The sequence below is a fragment of the Flavobacterium sp. W21_SRS_FM6 genome (assembly GCF_052119645.1).
Classification (GTDB): Bacteria; Pseudomonadota; Gammaproteobacteria; order Enterobacterales; family Alteromonadaceae; genus Paraglaciecola.
This window is the reverse complement of sequence record NZ_JBGQOM010000002.1, coordinates 91,936-111,382: the sequence shown is the minus strand read 5'-3', so window position 1 is coordinate 111,382 and position 19,447 is coordinate 91,936. Positions and strand designations below refer to the sequence as shown.

General features: G+C 42.0%; 17 protein-coding genes. 16 read left to right on the top strand and 1 reads right to left on the bottom strand.

Annotated elements, in window-relative coordinates:
* Positions 1-15 precede the first annotated feature (15 nt).
* The gene (locus ACEN2L_RS03700; protein WP_306020421.1) at positions 16-519 is read right to left on the bottom strand and encodes a glycine cleavage system protein R; all 504 of its coding nucleotides are present in this window, start codon (positions 517-519) and stop codon (positions 16-18) included.
* 301 nt (positions 520-820) lie between these two features.
* Between ACEN2L_RS03700 and ACEN2L_RS03695 the strand changes: the two genes are divergently transcribed.
* The 16 genes from ACEN2L_RS03695 (at position 821) to ACEN2L_RS03620 (ending at position 19,294) form a co-directional block, all read left to right on the top strand.
* Positions 821-1,498, top strand: a complete 678-nt coding sequence (locus ACEN2L_RS03695) for a TIGR00153 family protein (protein ID WP_441741793.1) — start codon at positions 821-823, stop codon at positions 1,496-1,498.
* Positions 1,499-1,510: 12 nt separating this feature from the next.
* Positions 1,511-2,779, top strand: a complete 1,269-nt coding sequence (locus ACEN2L_RS03690; protein ID WP_306020424.1) for an inorganic phosphate transporter — start codon at positions 1,511-1,513, stop codon at positions 2,777-2,779.
* Between the two features lie 228 nt (positions 2,780-3,007).
* Positions 3,008-4,354, top strand: coding sequence for an OprO/OprP family phosphate-selective porin (locus tag ACEN2L_RS03685; protein ID WP_441741791.1), 1,347 nt, complete (start codon positions 3,008-3,010; stop codon positions 4,352-4,354).
* A gap of 156 nt (positions 4,355-4,510) precedes the next feature.
* On the top strand, positions 4,511-5,422 hold the full coding sequence (locus ACEN2L_RS03680) for a hydrogen peroxide-inducible genes activator (protein ID WP_306020426.1): 912 nt from the start codon (positions 4,511-4,513) through the stop codon (positions 5,420-5,422).
* 106 nt (positions 5,423-5,528) lie between these two features.
* A complete protein-coding gene (locus ACEN2L_RS03675; RefSeq protein WP_306020427.1) occupies positions 5,529-6,071 on the top strand; it encodes an RNA polymerase sigma factor in 543 nt (180 codons plus the stop codon).
* Positions 6,064-6,720, top strand: a complete 657-nt coding sequence (locus tag ACEN2L_RS03670) for a hypothetical protein (protein ID WP_306020428.1) — start codon at positions 6,064-6,066, stop codon at positions 6,718-6,720. The genes ACEN2L_RS03675 and ACEN2L_RS03670 overlap by 8 nt, the downstream gene beginning before the upstream one ends.
* 10 nt (positions 6,721-6,730) lie before the next feature.
* Positions 6,731-7,669, top strand: coding sequence for a hypothetical protein (locus ACEN2L_RS03665; protein ID WP_306020429.1), 939 nt, complete (start codon positions 6,731-6,733; stop codon positions 7,667-7,669).
* Positions 7,670-7,846: 177 nt separating this feature from the next.
* A complete protein-coding gene (locus ACEN2L_RS03660) occupies positions 7,847-8,971 on the top strand; it encodes a beta-ketoacyl-ACP synthase III (RefSeq protein WP_441741788.1) in 1,125 nt (374 codons plus the stop codon).
* Between the two features lie 51 nt (positions 8,972-9,022).
* Complete coding sequence (prsK, locus tag ACEN2L_RS03655) at positions 9,023-11,041, top strand: XrtA/PEP-CTERM system histidine kinase PrsK (RefSeq protein ID WP_441741787.1); 2,019 nt, start codon at positions 9,023-9,025, stop codon at positions 11,039-11,041.
* Positions 11,042-11,071: 30 nt separating this feature from the next.
* Positions 11,072-12,427, top strand: a complete 1,356-nt coding sequence (gene prsR / locus ACEN2L_RS03650) for a PEP-CTERM-box response regulator transcription factor (protein WP_441741785.1) — start codon at positions 11,072-11,074, stop codon at positions 12,425-12,427.
* A 66-nt stretch (positions 12,428-12,493) separates the two neighbouring features.
* Positions 12,494-12,865 (top strand): CidA/LrgA family protein, encoded by a 372-nt coding sequence (locus ACEN2L_RS03645; RefSeq protein ID WP_441741783.1) that lies wholly within the window; start codon positions 12,494-12,496, stop codon positions 12,863-12,865.
* Positions 12,858-13,586 carry an LrgB family protein gene (locus ACEN2L_RS03640; RefSeq protein ID WP_441741781.1) on the top strand — a complete coding sequence of 243 codons (729 nt, stop codon included), beginning with the start codon at positions 12,858-12,860 and terminating at the stop codon, positions 13,584-13,586. Before ACEN2L_RS03645 ends, ACEN2L_RS03640 begins: the two co-directional genes overlap by 8 nt.
* A 50-nt stretch (positions 13,587-13,636) precedes the next feature.
* A complete protein-coding gene (locus tag ACEN2L_RS03635; protein ID WP_441741780.1) occupies positions 13,637-15,355 on the top strand; it encodes an Lcl domain-containing protein in 1,719 nt (572 codons plus the stop codon).
* Positions 15,352-15,861, top strand: coding sequence for a DUF1566 domain-containing protein (locus ACEN2L_RS03630; protein WP_441741778.1), 510 nt, complete (start codon positions 15,352-15,354; stop codon positions 15,859-15,861). The genes ACEN2L_RS03635 and ACEN2L_RS03630 overlap by 4 nt, the downstream gene beginning before the upstream one ends.
* An 87-nt stretch (positions 15,862-15,948) precedes the next feature.
* On the top strand, positions 15,949-16,737 hold the full coding sequence (locus ACEN2L_RS03625; RefSeq protein WP_441741776.1) for a YggN family protein: 789 nt from the start codon (positions 15,949-15,951) through the stop codon (positions 16,735-16,737).
* Positions 16,738-17,236: 499 nt separating this feature from the next.
* Positions 17,237-19,294: a putative bifunctional diguanylate cyclase/phosphodiesterase gene (locus tag ACEN2L_RS03620; protein ID WP_441741775.1), complete on the top strand. Its 2,058-nt coding sequence runs from the start codon at positions 17,237-17,239 to the stop codon at positions 19,292-19,294.
* The last annotated feature ends 153 nt before the right edge of the window (positions 19,295-19,447 follow it).

Genomic DNA, 19,447 nt, shown 5'->3' with positions numbered 1-19,447 from the left:
CAGCACAGCTAATAATTAAACTAAGTCCACGTCTATCATTAAGTCGTTGGCTATATTTTCAAGTGCGTCACGTAAATTAGACAAGTCAACCTCTGGTGCAATCTCGACAATGGCTTTTGCATTGAAAAGCGGGCTACCTGAGTTGGGGGCGCTGGTGCAACTCGAATCAAATTTAACAATATTCAAATTAAACTGATTTAGGACTCGCGTTAGCTCTTGCACTATACCTGCTTTGTCATTTCCCATGATAGTAATTTCAACGGTTTGTTGGTTCTTTAATTGGCTTGTTTGAGCCGAGACTAAATGGATACGCAGATCAGGGTGTTGGCTAAATAATTCAATCAGTTCGGCGTGTTTGTCTTCTGGCAAATCAATGTGCACAAAACCGGCAAAATGCCCGGCCATATGTGAAAAATTACTGCCTAGCCAATTTCCATTTCTTTGGTAAACGGCTTTAGATAGGTTGCTGATTAAACCCGGTTTATCGGGGCCAACTAAGGTAAAAATCAATGGTTTCATCTTATATCCTATTAATTTGATCAGTTTATCAATGACATAAAAGCATAACTTAATCTTGCTACTATGGGATGTAATTTAATTTGTGGTTTATTAAGAAGGTCTACCAACCTTCTATACTGATGAGTTTCTATCTTAGCAAGCCACGGAAACGCAGTGAATTATTATGACGAGAGTTTTAAATTTAGAAAAATTTGTTCACTGTAACAAAAGTGTCTTATTTCTGTAATAGAATGCGCGTCCAAGGGTGTGATGCGTGTTTATTCGTTTAAAGCATCAACTTAACTAAAGAGAAAAGTAAATTATGCCAATGAATTCTTTCTTAGGGGTGTTTGCAAAATCACCATTAAAGCCATTAGAAGATCATATTAACCTTGTGCATCAGTGCAGCCAGGGCTTATTGCCTTTTTTTGAAGCGGTTTACGCAGAAGATTGGAAAGCAGCGCAAGAGCAACAAGCTGCCATTTCAAAATTAGAAAAGCAAGCTGACACCATAAAGCGTGAATTACGGATAAATTTGCCAAGCGGTATTTTTATGCCTATTCAACGCCAAGACGTATTGGATTTGCTTACTCAGCAAGACAAAATAGCCAACAAAGCGAAAGATATTTCTGGACGAATTTTAGGCCGCCAGTTAACAGTGCCTAAACAGTTACAGAGCCAGTTTCTTGAATATTTGCAACGTTGCTTAGACGCCACTGACCAAGCGAAACAAGTTATAAACGAACTTGATGAATTACTTGAAACAGGTTTTAGAGGCCGTGAAGTAAAACTAGTTGAAGACATGATTGAGCGTCTTGACAGCATCGAAGATGACACAGACAGATTACAAATAGGGCTGCGCAGAAGCTTGTTATCCATTGAGAAAAATCTTAATCCTGTGGATGTCATGTTCTTGTACAGTATTATTGAATGGGTCGGCGAATTGGCCGATATTTCTGAACGAGTTGGTTCTAGGCTCGAATTAATGTTAGCCAATTAAGAGACGGATTTCATGGATATTTTAAATACATACGGTTTTATGTTGATCGTAGCTGCGGCTGCGGTTGGATTCTTAATGGCTTGGGGTATTGGTGCTAACGATGTTGCTAATGCTATGGGAACCTCGGTAGGTTCAAAAGCCTTAACAATCAAACAAGCAATCTTCATTGCCATGATTTTTGAGTTTGCCGGCGCCTATTTGGCGGGTGGCGAAGTGACTTCAACTATCCGTAAAGGGATTATTGACTCTGCTTTCTTTGTCAATACTCCTGAATTGCTTGTATACGGTATGATCGCCTCGCTATTGGCGGCGGGTATTTGGTTAGCCTTCGCTTCTTATTTAGGCTGGCCAGTGTCAACTACCCACTCTATTGTTGGTGCAATCGTTGGTTTTGCTGCGATTGGTGTGAGTTCTGATGCCGTTGAGTGGGCAAAAGTAACGGGTATTGTAGGAAGTTGGATCGTCACTCCTGCTATTTCTGGCTTTATTGCTTACTTAATTTTCCAAAGTGCGCAAAAGCTGATATTTGATACTGAAAAACCTTTTGATAATGCCAAACGTTATGTGCCTTTTTACATGGCAGCGGCTGGTTTTATTATGTCTTTAGTGACCATCAAAAAAGGTTTAAGCCATGTTGGTTTGCACATTGAAAGCAGCACTGGCTACCTAATTTCAATTGCGATTGGTCTTGTGGTTGCCATTATTGGTAAGGTTATTATTAATCGACTCAAGTTTGACCCGCAAGCAGGTCGCGCTGCTCACTTTGCCAACGTAGAAAAAGTCTTTGCGGTACTGATGATTGTTACTGCTTGTTGTATGGCGTTTGCCCATGGTTCAAACGATGTGGCGAATGCAATTGGGCCATTGGCTGCTGTAGTCAGTATTGTCAACAGTGGTGGTGAAATCGGTTCTAAATCAGCCTTAGTATGGTGGATATTACCCCTAGGTGGTATTGGTATTGTTGCAGGTTTAGCACTTTTTGGTCATCGAGTTATCAAAACGATTGGTAATGGGATTACCCATTTAACCCCAAGCCGCGGTTTTGCTGCAGAACTTGCTGCTGCAAGTACGGTGGTTATCGCATCAGGTACTGGTTTGCCTATCTCTACCACGCAAACCTTAGTTGGCGCAGTACTGGGTGTAGGTATGGCAAGAGGTATTGCGGCACTTAATTTAGGTGTAGTAAGAAATATCGTTATTTCATGGGTGGTAACACTTCCTGCAGGTGCTGGTTTATCAATTATGTTCTTCTACATGATTAAAGGTATCTTTGCCGCCTAAAACGCACTTTTTAATCAGTCAAAGTTAGGCTGAATTGCTATAAAACTAGGCCAGAACGTTACAACGTTTCTGGCCTTTTTTAGTGACAAAAAACGGCATCCTTTCGCTGTCATTTATCCTTATAATGTAAGTCACAAAAAGTTCATTAAAGCTTCATAAAATTGTCATTTAAGTCATTTTGGTCTATATTGCGCGCAATTTAAATCCTGCCAAAAACTGGAATGAGACGTGTCTAAAAAAAACATAGTGTTAACTTCATTTTTCTCCGCTTTTTTAACCTTATCTTTGCCATTGACGGCGCTTGCACAAGAAAAAGAAGGACAAAATGACACGGCTTTATTGGAACGCCTTAACCAATTAGAACAAGAAATTAGTGCCATAAAAGACAAGCTAAATGCGGTTGCAACAGACAAGGTAGAAATAGACAAAAAACTAAGCACTAAAAATGATACGTCGGTGAAATGGAAGGGCGCACCTGAAGTAAAAAGTCAGGGCGGGTGGAGTATTAAGCCACGAGGCAGAATGTTGTATGACTTTTCTAACCTCTCTTCTGTGCCATCGAGCATTGATATCCCCGGAGAAGGATTTTCTAATGAGGCTCGACGGGTACGACTTGGTATTCAGGGCTCTATGCCAGGCGGTTTCGCTTATAAATTGGAAGCTGATTTTCTGGATGGCACGACGTTAACTGATGCTTACCTTGATTACAAAAGCGATGGATTAAAAATCATTATTGGCCAGCATAATAATTTTCAAGGTTTAGAAGAATTATCCAGCAGTAATGATACAAGCTTTATTGAACGAGCAGCCTTTACTGATGCCTTTGGTTTTGAACGTAAGGTTGGTATTTCAGCATCATATAAAGTCGCTGATATTAATCTAGAAGGTGGGGTATTTACCGATAACATCGATAATTTGAACGACGGCAATAACTCACACAGTGTTGATGTAAGAGCCTATCTGGCCCCGAAAATAGAGGGTAAGCAATGGCATGTTGGTGCATCAGTGCACTGGCGAAATCTCGCAGACAGCACTGACACAGTCAGATATCGTGCGCGCCCTATGGTGCACACGGTTGATACTCGATTTATTAATACCAACAATATTGCCGGTGCCGACACTGAAACAGGTTTGGGCCTAGAGTTTGGCCTGATTGCTGATCGTTTTCATGCCATGGCTGAAATGTATTCATTAATGCTCGATAGAAACGGTTTTGAAGATGCATCTTTCTTTGGTGGTGCGATTGAGGCGGGTTATTTTTTAACAAATGATGCTCGCCAATATCAAGGTGGCATATTCAAGGGGGTGAAAGTCAGTGAACCCTTGGGTGCCGGTGGTATGGGCGCGTGGCAAATTAATGTCAGGTTTGACCGTCTAGACTTGGTCGACGCCGATATTGTTGGCGGTACTCAAAATGCGTATATGACCTCACTTATTTGGACACCGGTTAATAACGTTAGATTTTTAGTGAATTACGGACATATTAAGTACAGCGATGCCTTGGGTATTGTTGAGGGCGCGCCGCAAGATTTTTCGGTCAATGTGGTGGGGGCGCGCACTCAGGTCAGTTTTTAACGATCATGTAATGGGCTAATTGGCTCACCGAGTGGCTCACTGAGTGGGCCAATTAGCTCTCACGCCTCTGAGTTTAAATTTCTCACTCAAGTGTTTTTTTATCTACCAAACTAATCTAAACTTGTCGAACTAATCGTTTTTATAGATGAGTTTTTCATGAAATGGCCCAATCTTAAACATTTACACTACTTAGTTATTCTTCACCAAGAACAACATTTCCACCGTGCTGCCCAACATTGCCATATTAGCCAATCAACCTTAAGTACCGCGATTCAAAATTTAGAAGAGCAGTTTGGTACCCAATTATTAGAGCGTGACCATAAAAACTTTGTCTTCACGCCATTTGGTTTAGAGTTGGTCGAACGCAGTAGGGCGCTACTGACTGATGCCCATGAGCTAGTGGATTTTGCCCAAAGTGCTGGAAACTGGCAGGCTGGTAAATTGAAGTTAGGGGTGATCCCCACGATTGCGCCATTTTTATTTGAAGGTTTGATCAGTCAAATAAAACAAAATTTGCCTGATATCACTTTACAACTTCAAGAAGACACCACCACTAATTTATTAAGCCAGTTAAACGAAGGCGCCTTAGATCTATTGATTTTAGCCTTACCCATGGAAACACCGGGGTGTAAGCAATTAGTACTCGGTCATGATCCTTTTCATTTAATTGCCCACAGTGACTTAGTGCCTAATTTACCTGTTCCGCTTGATGTGTCTGCCTTGCCCAAAGAAAGTATATTTTTATTACAACAAGAACATTGCATGACCGGCCATGCGGTCAGTGCTTGTGGCTTGTCGTATAAAGACCAAGTTAGCTCATTGTCAGCCAGTAGCTTGTACACCTTAGTGCAATTAGCGAACAGTAAACTGGGCTACACCTTCATGCCAGAATTAGCCATTAAACATCATATTTTGAAAACCACACCTTTAGTTTCGATGCCAGCGGAAGATAAAGCCTATCGAGAGATTGGTTTGGTGTGGCGTACAGGTACAACGCGGGTGAGGTTGTTTCGCCATTTAGCCAATCTACTGGCTCCTCTGATCCCAATTCCCACCTTAGAAAGATAATGTCCTCTGTGGTCAAAAAATAGTGTTTATTTAGTTAATATTTTCAAACTATTTTTTGATCCTCTTCGACTTAAGCTGTGAACCTAAAAAACAGGGAAACTAACCAGTGTTTGAGAAAAGCGATGAACAGCTTATAGCGAAAGCACTGCAAGGCAATAAACAGGCTTGGGTCAATTTACTTAAGCGCTACGAAAAATCTATTTATAACTATGGCATTAGGATGACGGGCAAAAATGAAGACGCCCTGGATCTAATGCAAGAAGTATTTATTTCGGTTTATCGAAACCTTGCCACGTATCGTCATGAAGGCAGTTTTAAAAGTTGGTTATTTCGTATAGCCCATTTTCGGTGCATCGAATTCTATCGTCGTAAACGTCCTATGGAGGGCTTAGATGATGTGCCAGAAATTGAGTCTGAACAAATCCCCAATGAACAATATATTGATAGTGTCAAAGAAAACAAGCAGCTGATCCAAGCGATGCAGCGATTGCCCTTAGCCCAAAAAACGGTGATTGAATTGAAATTTTTTGGTCAATTTACCTTTGATGAAATTGCCGAACTAACGGGCATGTCGGCAAATACCGCAAAGTCCCGCATGTATGGGGCTTTAGAAAAGTTGAAAACCTTAATGGAGGTTGATTATGCCTGATGTTACCAACGAGCAATTACTTGCTCTGTGGCTAGACGGTCGTTTAAATGCACAACAACGATTAATGTTTGAGCAACGCTGTGTAGATGATGAGGTCTTTGCGCAACAAGTTGAGGCGGCGAACAACATAACGGTACATGCTCAACATTTTATTGAACAAGATGTGCCACATTGGGATCGTGCAGCAAGTTTTACCGAGGTCAAAAATACGCCATGGTGGCATTGGCAAGGGCTGTCTGGTCTATCTATTGCCATGTCTGTGGCTGCCATGTTGATGGTGGTGACAGGTTTACAAATTAAGGTTGATGACGGCGCGCTGACAATCAGTTTTGCTGATAATCAGAGCCAGCTGCAAATTGAACGGTTAGTAGAAGATAAGTTGCAAGAGTACAAAACCGAGCAACAGCTGGCGATGAATCGGTTTACCCAATCTTTGCAACAACAACAATTAGATGCGAGCAGTCAGTTGACCCAATATTTATTGACGTCAAGCCGCAAGGAAAGACGCGAAGACTTTGCCGAGCTGATTAAGTTTGTTAACGAACAGCGCTCAGACGATCAACTTTTTTATGCTCGTCAATTGAATCAATTACAGCAAGATATCTATACCAATCCCGCTCAATCGGGTTTGAATAGCAATAAAGAGTGAGGATATACCCATGAAATTTAACCTTAAAAATACCGTTTTAGCCATGACCTTAGCGGGCTTGACCATGACTCAGGCGAATGCCCAAGCGCCTACTAACATAAAGGATGTGCGTAACGAATTGGGTATAATGCTGAATATTTTGCAAGCCTCGTTACGTCAAAATAATAATAAAGAACTCAGATTCAGAGCCAATAGCGTCACTTACTTAGCAAATCAAGGGGTGGTTTTTGGCATTAGTAGTAATAACCATGGCAAGGTCTTCGGTTTTGATTTAGGCAATATGCTAAGTGATATTTCAGCCGCCATGCCGGTGGCGCCACCGGTTAATAATTCGGGCACCGGTTTTGGTTTTGATTTTGACGAGGTGGAGTTTGAAGAAGCCATTCGTGATGCCTTTGAACGTGACAGTGAATTTGCACAAGACACTCGCGATAAAATGCGTGAGCTAAGTGAGCGCCAACGTGATCTTGCCTGGGAGCAACGAGAATATGAACGTAACCGTCGTGATCTTGAGTTTGAAAAACGCAGCGCAGATGGTGAACGTCGCAAAGAGCTTGAAAAAGAGTTAAATAAACTTGCTAGTGAAGTAAAAAAACTCGAGAGCAAACGGGTAGAACTAGAGAAATACACAGAAGAGCTCGCACAAGAACAAAGTAAAGTCGCTGCCGAGCGAGAAACCGCGAGACAAAAGTTGTATAGCCAATCTTTAGCTGCTTTTGAAGATACCGTGGGGACCATGTTATGCCGTTATGGCGCGGGTTTGAAAGCCTTACCCGATGATGAAAATATTAGTTTTGTTCTCAATGATTTCATCCAAGCCCAAGATAACAGTGCAATCGGTACTCATGACAAAGTCTACGTGTTTAAAAATAAAGACGTTAAAGCCTGCGTAACGGGTAAAAATAACAAAGAGCAATTGTTGAGTGCGGTCACCACTTACTTGTTTTAAGGGGGCTACGATCGTTTGTCGAGGAAAGATTGAGTGCTTATTTGCCCATATGGCCAGCCTATGCTGGCCTTATGGGGTTCAATGACTCAATTTCACTTGATACAAGAGGCATTTTTGCTCATGACATTTTCAATTTAAAACGTTAACCTAGCATGATTTTTTATTTTGGGATTGAGTATGGCAACGTCAGTGGTAATGAGCGGTTCTGGTCTGTGGACCCCGTCACATAGCATATCAAACGAAGAATTGGTTCAGGCTTATAATGCCTATGCTGAACAATTCAACACAGACAATAGTGCCGCCATTGAACGTGGCGAAGTCAGTGCAAAGCCTTTTTCCAGCGCTGAATTTATCGAAAAAGCCTCTGGCATTCGCAGTCGTTTTGCCTACGTCAAAGAAGGCATCTTGGATATCAACCGAATGCGGCCCAGTATTGCCCCACGCTTAGATACAGAATTAAGCGACCAAGCCGAAATGGCGATTTATGCTGCTAAAAAAGCCCTTGAAGCGGCCAATAAAACTGCCGCTGATATTGATGTTGTGATTGTATCTTGTGCCTATACGCAGCGCTCTTATCCGGCCTTAGCTATTGAAGTACAAGACGCGCTAGGTATAAAAGGCTTTGGTTTTGATATGTTAGTAGCCTGCTCGGCTGCCACATTTGCTTTGCACCGAGCATATGAAATGATTGCAGCAGGAACGGCTAAGGGCGTATTGGTCATCAACCCAGAATTAACCTCACCGCAGGTTAATTATTGTGATCGGGATAGTCATTTTATCTTTGGTGATGTAGCAACGGCGATGGTGGTGGAAGCGGCAGAAACCGCTAATGCCGAACATGTCTATGAAATCATGAGTACCAAGGCTGTTACTTCATATTCAAACAATATTCGTTCAAACTTTGGCTATGTTAGCCGAGCAAATGACACTAATCCCTTTGCTGGGGATATGTTGTTTCATCAAGAAGGGCGCAAAGTTTTTAAAGAAGTATGCCCGATGGCGGTGGAGCATATTAGCGAGCATCTTCAACGTCACTCATTAGACTCTACTCATATAAAACGTTGGTGGTTACACCAAGCCAACATCAATATGAATACTTTAATCAGTCGTAAACTACTGGGCCGTGAGCCGAGCATTGAAGAAGCGCCGATTGTATTAGATAGCTATGCAAATACCGCTTCAGCGGGCTCGATTATCGCGTTTAGTTTGCATCATCAAGATTTGGTCAGTGGTGACATTGGTTTGTTGTGTTCCTTTGGTGCTGGTTATTCCATAGGCAGTTTATTGTTGAAGAAACGCTAAGCAACAATCAGGTAAATAACCAAAACATGAAGTCTGCCAAGGATCGATAATATGTTAGCTGTAGTGGGTTATGCCGTTAGTGCCATTGGATATGCATTTTTATTGCTGTTGATCTTAACGGTACGCAAGTCTGGTTTAGCAAAATACTTATTGGTTTTGGCGACCGCAGCGACCAGTGTCTGGTCGGGTGTACCATTTTTTTTCGCTGAGTTGTCTATCGAAAAAATCATTTTTTTTGATAATGTCAAAAACCTATTTTGGTTATTGTTTTTAGCCTCTTGTCTTAAAGATAACTTTAAAAACATTCAACAAGTGTTGGCGCGCAAAGAAACGTGGTTGATCGTATCTTTGCCGCTCTTTGGTATGCTGATCCCTTATCTGGGGCATTCGTTAGAGTCGTGGCAGTATTTAATCCAAACCACCATCGCCCTTGAGTTTCTTGTTTTGTTGGAGGTTATTTACCGGCAATCGGGCGACAATCGCTGGGCGCTCAAACCTCTCATCTTATATTTAGCGGTAATCAGTATTTTTGATTTTTTGACCTTTGCCAATGCGTTAATGATCGATCAAGTCCATGTTTACTATTTATCTTCTCGCGGTTTTATTTACGCGGCACTCATTCCTCTTTTAGTGTTAGCTATCAGGCGGGTCAAAAACTGGGGGGTAGAAATTTATATCTCCAGAGATATTGTGTTGCATAGTACCTTGCTGCTGGTGGCTGGTGGGTATTTGTTGTTTATGGCGTTGGTGGGCTATGTCGTTAAATATATTGGTGGCGAATGGGACACCAGCATCCAAGTAGTCTTGATATTTTTATCGTTAACCTTATTGCTTGCACTGTTTATGTCTACCAGTTTTCGTACTCGTATTAAGGTCTTTATTACGAAACACTTTTTTGCCAATCAATTCGATTATCGCCATGAGTGGGTCAAATTAACTGAGTGTTTAGAAAGTCCGCAAACTGAAATTAATGAGATAAATCTCACTGCGTTGAGGGGCTTTTTACAAGCAATAGAGTATCAAAGTGGCTGTTTACTGCGTTACCAGCACGGTGAATTGATCAAGCTAGCGGATGTTGATCACTCTGATTTAAATGACGATGAAATAACCGTCTTATTGACGTTATCTGAGTTTTTTAAACAGAAGGCTTGGATCATTGATTTAACTGAATTGCGGACCCATCCACACAATTATGAAGGGCTCAAAATTAATCACGCTTTACTCAATCAAGCTCGGTTCCAAATCATTGTGCCTTTGTATAAAGACAATGAATTTTGGGGGATGGCCGTAATGTTAGGGGCGCAGCATGCGACTAAAAAGCTGAATTGGGAACTACGTGATTACATCAATGCCGTTACGGCGCAAGTCTCTAACTTTTTGTTTCATCAGCAGGCTGCTAAAGAGTTGGCTGAAAATGCACAATTTGCTGCCTTTACCCGCATGTCAGCATTTGTATTGCACGATTTAAAAAACGTGTTGGCGCAAATCGACCTTATTTTATGTAATGCTGAACAGCATAAAAATAATCCTGAATTTATTGAAGATACCTTTGAGACATTGCATCATACTAAAGCGAGAATGGAAAAAATGCTGAGTCAATTGACTGAAAAGCATAGCACTGTGGCCAGTTCTGAATCTCTCGTGTTATTGTCTCAGTGTATTGAACAAGTTGTGCAGCAACGTTGCGCTACGTTATACCCGACACCCAATGTGTCGGTGAACAGCGAGACTGAAGTGGTACTCGACAAAGAAAAATTCGCCAATGTGATGTATCACCTTATCAGTAATGCACAACAAGCTACTCGAGATGATGGTCAAATTGACGTGATCTTGGATAAGTCTGACAATGAAAAATATATGCTGGTAAGAATAGTCGACAACGGCTGTGGTATGAGTGAAGCGTTTATTCAAACAAGGTTGTTCAAGCCTTTTGATACGACAAAAGGTAACGCAGGAATGGGGATTGGCGCTTTTGATGCCAAAATGTTCTTAGATAAGATTGGTGGACAACTTAGTGTAGAAAGTGAAGAAGGTCAGGGTTCAACCTTTACTTTACGCATTCCAATTTAATGATGACGAAATGATTCGAAGGGCATAGACATGGAAAAAATATTGGTCGTTGAAGACGACTTAGGAATACAAAAGCAACTGAAATGGAGCTTTGCCGGTTACGAAGTCATTTTTGCTGAAGATAGAAGCAGCGCGATAGCGCAATTACGTCGTTTTGAACCTAAAGTGGTGACCTTGGATTTAGGATTACCACCGGATCCGGCTAATGCTACTGAAGGCATGCAAACCTTGGAAGAGATTTTATCTTTAGCACCACAAACAAAAGTTATTGTAGTAACGGGCAACAATGATAAAAAAAATGCCTTAAAAGCCATCAATCTTGGGGCATACGACTTTTATCAAAAACCGATAGACTCAGACACTATTCAAATTTTGGTGAGTCGCGCGATTAATTTATTTAATTTAGAAATGGAAAACCGCCACTTAGCCGCAGTGGCCCCATCTATGGATAAAATTATTGGGCAAAGCGAAGGCATATTAGCCGCCAGCCGCAAAGCGGAACGGATTGCGCAAACCGATATCAGCACCTTATTACTAGGTGAAAGCGGTACAGGTAAAGAAGTCTTTGCTCGCAGTATTCATGAACACAGCTTACGAAAAGATAAACCTTTTATCGCCATTAACTGTGCATCGATTCCAGAGAATTTATTAGAGAGTGAGTTGTTTGGTTATGAAAAGGGCGCCTTTACTGGGGCGAACAAAACCACGCCTGGTAAGATAGAAACGGCGCAAAACGGCACTTTATTTTTAGATGAAATAGGCGATATGCCCATTGGTTTACAAGCTAAAATGTTGCGTTTTTTGCAAGAAAGAGTGATTGAAAGAGTGGGGGGGCGCAGTGAAATACCGGTGGATATTCGGGTAATTTGTGCAACGCACAGGGACGTACCCAGCATGGTGGCTGAGCAAACCTTTCGCGAAGATCTATATTATCGAATCGGTGAAATCAGCATTAATATTCCCCCTTTGCGTGAGCGCAATAACGACGTTATTTTATTAGCGAGAACCTTTCTAGCCCAATACAACGACGAATTTAAAACTAAAATAAAAGGCTTTAGCGATAGTGCGATCAAAGCAATGACGCAGCACAAATGGCCGGGCAATATTCGAGAGTTACAAAATAAATTAAAAGCTGCAGTGATAATGGCTGAGGGCTCGCATATTCAAGCTGATGACTTGAATTTAAGGGTCAATGATGAAGTCCCCTCCATCGATACCTTAAACTTGCGAGAAGTTCGTGAACAAGCTGAAAGCAGGGCTATTCGAAATGCGTATCAGGTAGCTGAGCACAATATGTCAAGAACGGCAGAGTTACTTGGGGTAACCCGTCCTACACTTTATTCTTTGATTGATAAATATCACTTAGATGATATCAAAACCGCTTAGGTGAGATATTTTTCTAAGGTATGATGATGGGCGGCTGGTTCACTCAGCTGCTTAATTTAGGTCTTTATGGCACATACGTTTTACCTTTCACTCGCGTTTGTGGCTCTTATCTGTAGTTGGCTAATTGGCAATTTTTTGAGCCCTTATGTAAACCTTCCTCCTTCTTTAATGGGCTTATTTGTGATGCTCGCTGCTTTGCTAATCCTCAAGCGAGTTCCATCATCATTGTTTATTGTCAGTGCTTGGGTGTTGCGCTGGATTGCTCTGTTATTTATTCCAGTTACAGTAGGCGCCGCTGCATTTATTGGTGAACTTGGTCCTTGGCTCGGCTTGTTGCTTTTTGCGGTGTTGCTCAGCACCGTTGTGAGTTTGTTATTGACCGCATGGCTCGCGCAAAAGCTGCTGCTTAATAGCTCCGGAGATTCAGCTGATGGTTAACTGGCTGGCTAGCGAATTACCTTGGCTGACTCAAAGTGTATTGCTGCTGATTACCATTACTACGTATATTCTTGCTGTGAAAATCAATCGCCTAAGGGGCACATTACTGTGGTTGCATCCTATTGTGCTAAGCAGTATCGCTATGCTTGCTATCTTAACCTTATTTGAGCATAGCATCGAAGCTTATGCCCAAGAGGTTGGTTTGTTAACATGGCTTTTAGGGCCAGCGACCTGTGCACTGGCCATCCCAATTTTTCGTCATTTGCGCTTAATTCATCAAGCAGGTATAAAAATGATCCTAATCATTTGTGTGGGGGGACTGACCGGCCCCTTAGTGACATGGCTAATTTTATATGCTGTCACCGCGCCAGACTGGCTGCAATTAAGCGTGCTGACAAAGTCCATTACTACGCCTTTGGCAATTGATACCAGCCGTTTGATTGGCGCTAATCCCTCATTAGCCGCGGGGATCGTCATATTAACCGGATTGTTAGGTGTGCTGGTCAGCGGACCAATATTTCGTCTATTCAATATCCATGATAGTAGTGCTCGAGGCCTTGCGTTGGGCACTGCAAGTCATGCCATTGGCACTGCCCATGCCATTAGCTTCGGAGAAAAAACAACAGCGTTTGCTACCGTCGCCTTATGCATCAACGGTGTTGCTACGGCTATTTTATTGCCGTGGATAATATCCGCATTTTTACCTTTATCTGGTACATAATCTGCATAGCCATAACCAAGGTTGCTGATAATCGTACTGTGTTTTATTTTATGAATTTAATTTTAAGCAAAAAAACTGGGGTCCGTTTAGCCTTCTTGAGCTTTGTAATGTTGTTAGTGGCTTGTGGGGGAGGATCATTAGATAGTGATACAAATTCTCCAGCTGCTAAGGTCATTGTTAATGCCGGCAGTAATAGAAGTGTGGATGAAAACACCACGATAACCCTCAGTGCAGAGGCTATTGGGGTAACTGAACCTTTGCGCTATGCGTGGCGCGCTAGCCCGAGTTTAGTTATTACTCATGAAGATACCAGTGTCGCTACCGCCAGTTTTGTGACGCCTACTACGACAAGTATTTTAAGCTACATATTGACCTTGGAAGTCACCGACGCGGATGGCAACAAGGGTTCAGATACGGTTGAATATCAGGTTTTGCCTGTCAACATCGCACCAAGCGCACAAATCGTGGTCAATCAAATTCAGGGGTTCGCGCTAAATCAGTTTCCTGCTGGTATTGAAGTTGTCCTTGATGGCAGTACCAGCTTTGATACCGATGCCTCAGATGGCAGTCAAACAGTGACGCAATTTAAGTGGCAACAAACTGCCGGAGAGGAAGTCTTAGGTGGCATTAGTACCGATGGCGATAGCTTAGCGTTTATCAGTCCTGTTTTAGATAATAACAATAGCCTTAGTTTTACATTAACAGTGACAGATGAAGAAGGGGCACAAGGCAGTGCTTCCGTTACTCTAAGTGTTCTTAGTGCCAGTAATACTGTGCCGGTAGTTAATGCTGGCGTTGATCATCAAGTGTTTTCTGGTGAGTCTATTATTTTAGCGGGTGAGGCGAGTACCAGTGTTGCGGCTGCGCGTCCTTTGCTTTACCAATGGTTAAATGATTCTGAATTAAACCCATTGATCAGCGATCCTAAACAACTACGGACGCATGGAGTCGCACCAAAAGTTAGCTCTACTCAAACGATGACATTTACCTTAGCGGTAAGCGATGCCTCGGGAAATGTAGTAGAGGATGCCGTTAATGTTGTGATTAATCCGCTATTGATCAGACCTTTAAATGATACTGGCATCTTATTACAAGCAAACAACTCCGCCAATACCACTGAACAACAACACGACTTTCCTGGCCAAGATGCTCAGCGTGGTCAAGACATTATCGCTACAAATGGTTTACTTGAGAAAGCGGGCAGAGGAGATGCTGGCTTTGATTTTACTCGCCTAGATAACATTGGTGATGAAGTGGATGATAGTCAACAAACATGGTCGTGTGTAAGAGATAATGTCACCGGCTTGATTTGGGAAGTGAAATCAGCGGCCACCTCTACTGATTTACATAGCAGTGCTCATACGTATTCGTGGTATTTAAGTGAGCAAGGTGACGAATTTAGCGGTGCGCAAAGTCCTACACTAGCAAGTTGTAGTTTAACTGAATGCAATACTGCCGCTTATGTTGCTGCTGTTAATAGTGCTGGCTTGTGTAACTTTAATGATTGGCGAATGCCTAGCCATCAAGAGTTACTGTCGATCGTGCATTTTGGTCGGACAACACCGCCGATGATTGACCCAGACTACTTTCCTAATACCGCAGATTCGACTTTAGCACCAGCATGGTACTGGACCAATCAATCCAGTGCTGATGGTGCGGATTCTGATAGCTCACGTACGGCATGGGCAGTAGATTTTAACTCTGGTAATGACAACTTCTTAATGAAAACAAATGTGGCGTTTATACGCTTGGTGAGGGCAGGTCGATGAAGCTCAGTCTTTTACTCTTTACGGTATGCGTGTCATGCTCGGGATTGGCCCAAACCTGCCTCGAAAGTATTAATGAAACCACGCCTAGCAGTAACTTTACGATAAACCTAAATGGCACGGTAACCGACAGTCGATTGGGCTTAATGTGGATGCGTTGCAGCTTGGGCCAAACGTGGAATAGTGCTTCGGCGAGCTGCACCGGGGACGCGCTTGAGTTAAATTGGCAAGAGGCCTTACAAACAGCCCATGGTTATATCTACGCGAATCAGACTGGATGGCGAGTTCCTAACGTCAAAGAATTGGCCAGCATTACCGAAGGTCAATGTGTGCGACCTGCCATCAATACTGAAATTTTTCCAAATACCCCAGCCGATGACTTTTGGACTTCCAGTCCGGCGGTGTCAGATCCCCAACGAGCGTGGGTTATTGCCTTTTTTAATAGCAGTAATTCAATTAAAGAAAAAAGTCTATTTGTGTATACCCGTTTAGTACGAACCGCAAATTAACCTAGTATTTCGAAAGCTTATCGGATCCTCCGTTGCTATTTTTAGCTGACAAGGCAAACTAAGCACAAAGATTTATTAGAGAAAACTATGGCGTTTAGATTTCTGCTTCTGTGTTGTTTCTGTGGCTCTGCTTACGCAGATCTCGACTGTGAAGTGGCCCTTAATTTTGGTTTAGTTATTAACCAGCAGCAAATTCGGGTTATTGATAATAGCCGAACAGTGTATCAAATCAATGGTGACTCCCAGCTTATGGTGGGTGGTCATTGGATTGAACTGCACGACGAACACCAACAGCAAAATTTAGCTGAACTTGCCAAGGGCTTGCACCTAGTGGTACCCAAAATGATTTTATTGGCAAACGAAGGCGTTGAACTGGCTGTTGATACCGTTGAGCAGGTCTATTCGGGACTCATGGGCAAAGACCATAAAAGTCAGCAAAAACTCCAAGCCTCCCTAGAGCGTGTACAAAAAAGTGTCCGAGAGAAATTTATTCATGCTAACGATACCTATTATATGGGGCCAGGTCGTCTAGAAAATGTCGATGATTTTGTTGATCGCGAACTTGAAGAGCAAATCGAACACGTGATGAGCACGTCTGTAGGTGGTATTTTATCGGCGATTGGCGGTTTGGTGGCAAGTGAGCAAAACACTGAGCAAAAAGTGGATGAACTGGCGCAAAAACTCGAAGACGTCGGTAACGTTATTGAACGGAATGTGGTTCCTAAGGCACAGTCCTTGAAACAAAAAGCTGAGTGGTTTTGTAATAAATTTAAAGAGTTAGATCGTGTCGAAGAAAACTTGCGGCAGAATGTGCCTGAGCTCAAAGCATATAATATTCTCAATACCAGCTCTAATACAATTAGCATCCCTCAATAAGCGTATCTACATCGACTTTGGCCGTGATACGCTCTCGTCAGTCAATATCTACCTGCCTAACTGCTAGCCCAGGCTGACAACAACGTCAATATTTATCATTGTTTTTTGCCTTGGATTTGCTTCTGTCAAGGATGTAAAGTCAACACGCCCGGATAAAACAAATTAAAATGTTTCATTGTGTGTCGTAATCTGCGCCGCTTTATTTCATAATATGTAACGGTTGTAGTGTCTGCGGCATGAGGGGGAACATAAGTAGCAGACCTCCCGATATATATTTACGACAAGATTATTCAAAGGAAAGTTAGGTCTTGGTACTACACTAAGACTATTAAACGCTTTTATCGTTTCAGAATTGACTGAGAAACGTTGAAGTAATTGGTTACTTTGGGCATCGCACCGACATATTCCATTTTATCCGGCAGCTAGTTTGTCGACGTTTATTTCGTTTGCGGGCTCTGTATTTATAACTGAAAAACGTATTTTGGAGTCTAGGCTGTCAATGATAAGTTCCGTCAAAGTTCCTTTGATATTGATTATCGTAATAACAACATTGAGCGTAGCGTTATTCTCGCTGACTATTTCCATTAATCAACACGAAATTCTCTATCGTGAATCGGTTAAGTCCGATTTGGACGGCCTATCTGAAAATTTATCTAACGACTTGGTTAGCGTTTTAGTCTCCTCCGATAATGAAATTGAACTAGACACGATTTTGTTGCGTTTAGACAGATACGAAAATGTAAAATTTGCGCATATTTTTACCGTCGATGGTGAACGTTTAAGCAGTTATTTTGGAAAGTCTGGGCGGCCAAATCAAACAGAAAATAAGCCATCTCTGGCTAATTTTTTAGATATTTATCCAATAGGTATGACAATCGAACGCTCACAGCTTATTGCCTTCAAGGTGATTGGGGATACGCGTTTAGCCCAAGGTTATTTGGTCATTGTGAATGACCTAAATAAACCCTTAGAAAAAAGTAAAAGGCAAATGCTGGAGAAAATCTCTCCCTTGTTAATTCTGATTGTGACAGTAGCACTGCTCGGATTGTATCTATTTTTAAATCGACTGTTATCTCCTCTTAGCGAACTATCCCAATTTGCCAATGAAGTTAAGCGAACGCACGACTATTCCTTAAAGCCTAATATTAATGGCAAATACGAAGTTGCTGAGCTCAGTGACGATATTGGCCATATGATGGATGCTATCAATGCCGAGGTGGAGCGTAATAAAGAATACACCATGCGCCTTTTATCTCAGCAAAAGGCGATGGAAAAATTAGCTAATTTTGATAGTTTAACCGGCTTACCAAATAGGCAATTTTTTGTAGAGTTGCTGCGAGTTGAAATTGCAAGAGCTAAACGTGTCGACTCTGATGTCGCTTTACTGTTTTTCGATTTAGACGGTTTTAAAGACGTTAATGATGCCTTTGGCCATGAAGTCGGTGACAAATTACTGATTAAAATTGCCGAGCGGGTAAAAAGTTATCTACGTGATGGGGATGTTATTTCTCGCTTAGGCGGTGACGAATTTTTAATTATGTTGCATAACAACCCTAATGAATACGTTATGACTGACATTGCCCAGCGGATTGTCAATGGCTTGAGTGAGACCATTAAAATTGAAGAATGGCAAATTAATGTGGGAGCCAGTATTGGTATAGCAAAGGCAAGTCAGTCTAATTTTAATCTGAGTGAATTTATCAGTAATGCTGACTTAGCAATGTATCGTTCAAAATTGGAGGGCAAAAACCGCTACACCATTTTTGTAGAATCAATGATGGAAGACAATAAACGTAAATTGTTAATTGCCAAAAATATTGATGAAGCCTTAGCTCACGACAAGTTTACGTTATTTTATCAACCTAAAGTTGATGAAAAGGCCATAGTGAAAGGTTTTGAAGTTCTGTTGCGTTGGCATGATAAGGAACTGGGTTTTATATCACCAGCAGAATTTATTCCCATCGCAGAGAACTGCGGTAAGATTAATTCAATTACCTCGTGGGTATTACGGCAAATGTGCATCGAGTTCACAGAGTTGCAAAGTACGCAAATTGAGCATGTCCGTTTGGCGGTCAATTTATCAGCAATAGACATAAAAAATGAAACGTTGTTTACCGAAATTAGCCAATTACTTGAAGACTACGACATTAACCCTAAGTGGATTGAATTTGAAGTGACTGAATCGGCCTACTTAGAAAACTTAGATATAGCCAATGGCTTCTTTGCTAAATTGCATGAATTGGGAGCAACGATCGCACTGGATGATTTTGGCACCGGTTATTCCTCTCTCGCTTATCTGACCCAAATTAACTTGGATACCTTAAAGATCGATAAACAATTTGTTGATAATCTCGGCGTGTCTGAGCGCAGCAGCCTTATCACCACCACAGTTATTGATATGGCAAGCAAGTTAAATCTGCAAGTTTGTGCAGAAGGGGTAGAAACCAGAGAGCAGGCGGATTATCTCATTGACCATGGTTGCCACTTATTACAAGGCTATTTGTTTGGTCGACCTGTCAGCTTAGAAGACGTCAAAAAAGCTGCCCTCTTAAATTGACCTTGCCTTTGGGTTGGCTGAGCCTCTCACTACCGGTATAGGTGCACTTAGCTGCGGTGTGATTTTAGTGATAGTGCGTTACTACCCCAGCCACTGCGATTTTAAGCGCAAAAATGTCGGCTGCGCTATTGCTTGGGGCAACTCGCCGATACC

Coding starts and splice junctions, on each gene's coding strand:
- ACEN2L_RS03700 (WP_306020421.1), bottom strand. CDS start 519: ATGAAACCATTGATTTTTACCTTAGTTGGCCCCGATAAACCGGGTTTA.
- ACEN2L_RS03695 (WP_441741793.1), top strand. CDS start 821: ATGCCAATGAATTCTTTCTTAGGGGTGTTTGCAAAATCACCATTAAAG.
- ACEN2L_RS03690 (WP_306020424.1), top strand. CDS start 1,511: ATGGATATTTTAAATACATACGGTTTTATGTTGATCGTAGCTGCGGCT.
- ACEN2L_RS03680 (WP_306020426.1), top strand. CDS start 4,511: ATGAAATGGCCCAATCTTAAACATTTACACTACTTAGTTATTCTTCAC.
- ACEN2L_RS03670 (WP_306020428.1), top strand. CDS start 6,064: ATGCCTGATGTTACCAACGAGCAATTACTTGCTCTGTGGCTAGACGGT.
- ACEN2L_RS03665 (WP_306020429.1), top strand. CDS start 6,731: ATGAAATTTAACCTTAAAAATACCGTTTTAGCCATGACCTTAGCGGGC.
- ACEN2L_RS03660 (WP_441741788.1), top strand. CDS start 7,847: ATGGCAACGTCAGTGGTAATGAGCGGTTCTGGTCTGTGGACCCCGTCA.
- prsK (WP_441741787.1), top strand. CDS start 9,023: ATGTTAGCTGTAGTGGGTTATGCCGTTAGTGCCATTGGATATGCATTT.
- prsR (WP_441741785.1), top strand. CDS start 11,072: ATGGAAAAAATATTGGTCGTTGAAGACGACTTAGGAATACAAAAGCAA.
- ACEN2L_RS03645 (WP_441741783.1), top strand. CDS start 12,494: ATGGCACATACGTTTTACCTTTCACTCGCGTTTGTGGCTCTTATCTGT.
- ACEN2L_RS03640 (WP_441741781.1), top strand. CDS start 12,858: ATGGTTAACTGGCTGGCTAGCGAATTACCTTGGCTGACTCAAAGTGTA.
- ACEN2L_RS03635 (WP_441741780.1), top strand. CDS start 13,637: ATGAATTTAATTTTAAGCAAAAAAACTGGGGTCCGTTTAGCCTTCTTG.
- ACEN2L_RS03630 (WP_441741778.1), top strand. CDS start 15,352: ATGAAGCTCAGTCTTTTACTCTTTACGGTATGCGTGTCATGCTCGGGA.
- ACEN2L_RS03625 (WP_441741776.1), top strand. CDS start 15,949: ATGGCGTTTAGATTTCTGCTTCTGTGTTGTTTCTGTGGCTCTGCTTAC.
- ACEN2L_RS03620 (WP_441741775.1), top strand. CDS start 17,237: ATGATAAGTTCCGTCAAAGTTCCTTTGATATTGATTATCGTAATAACA.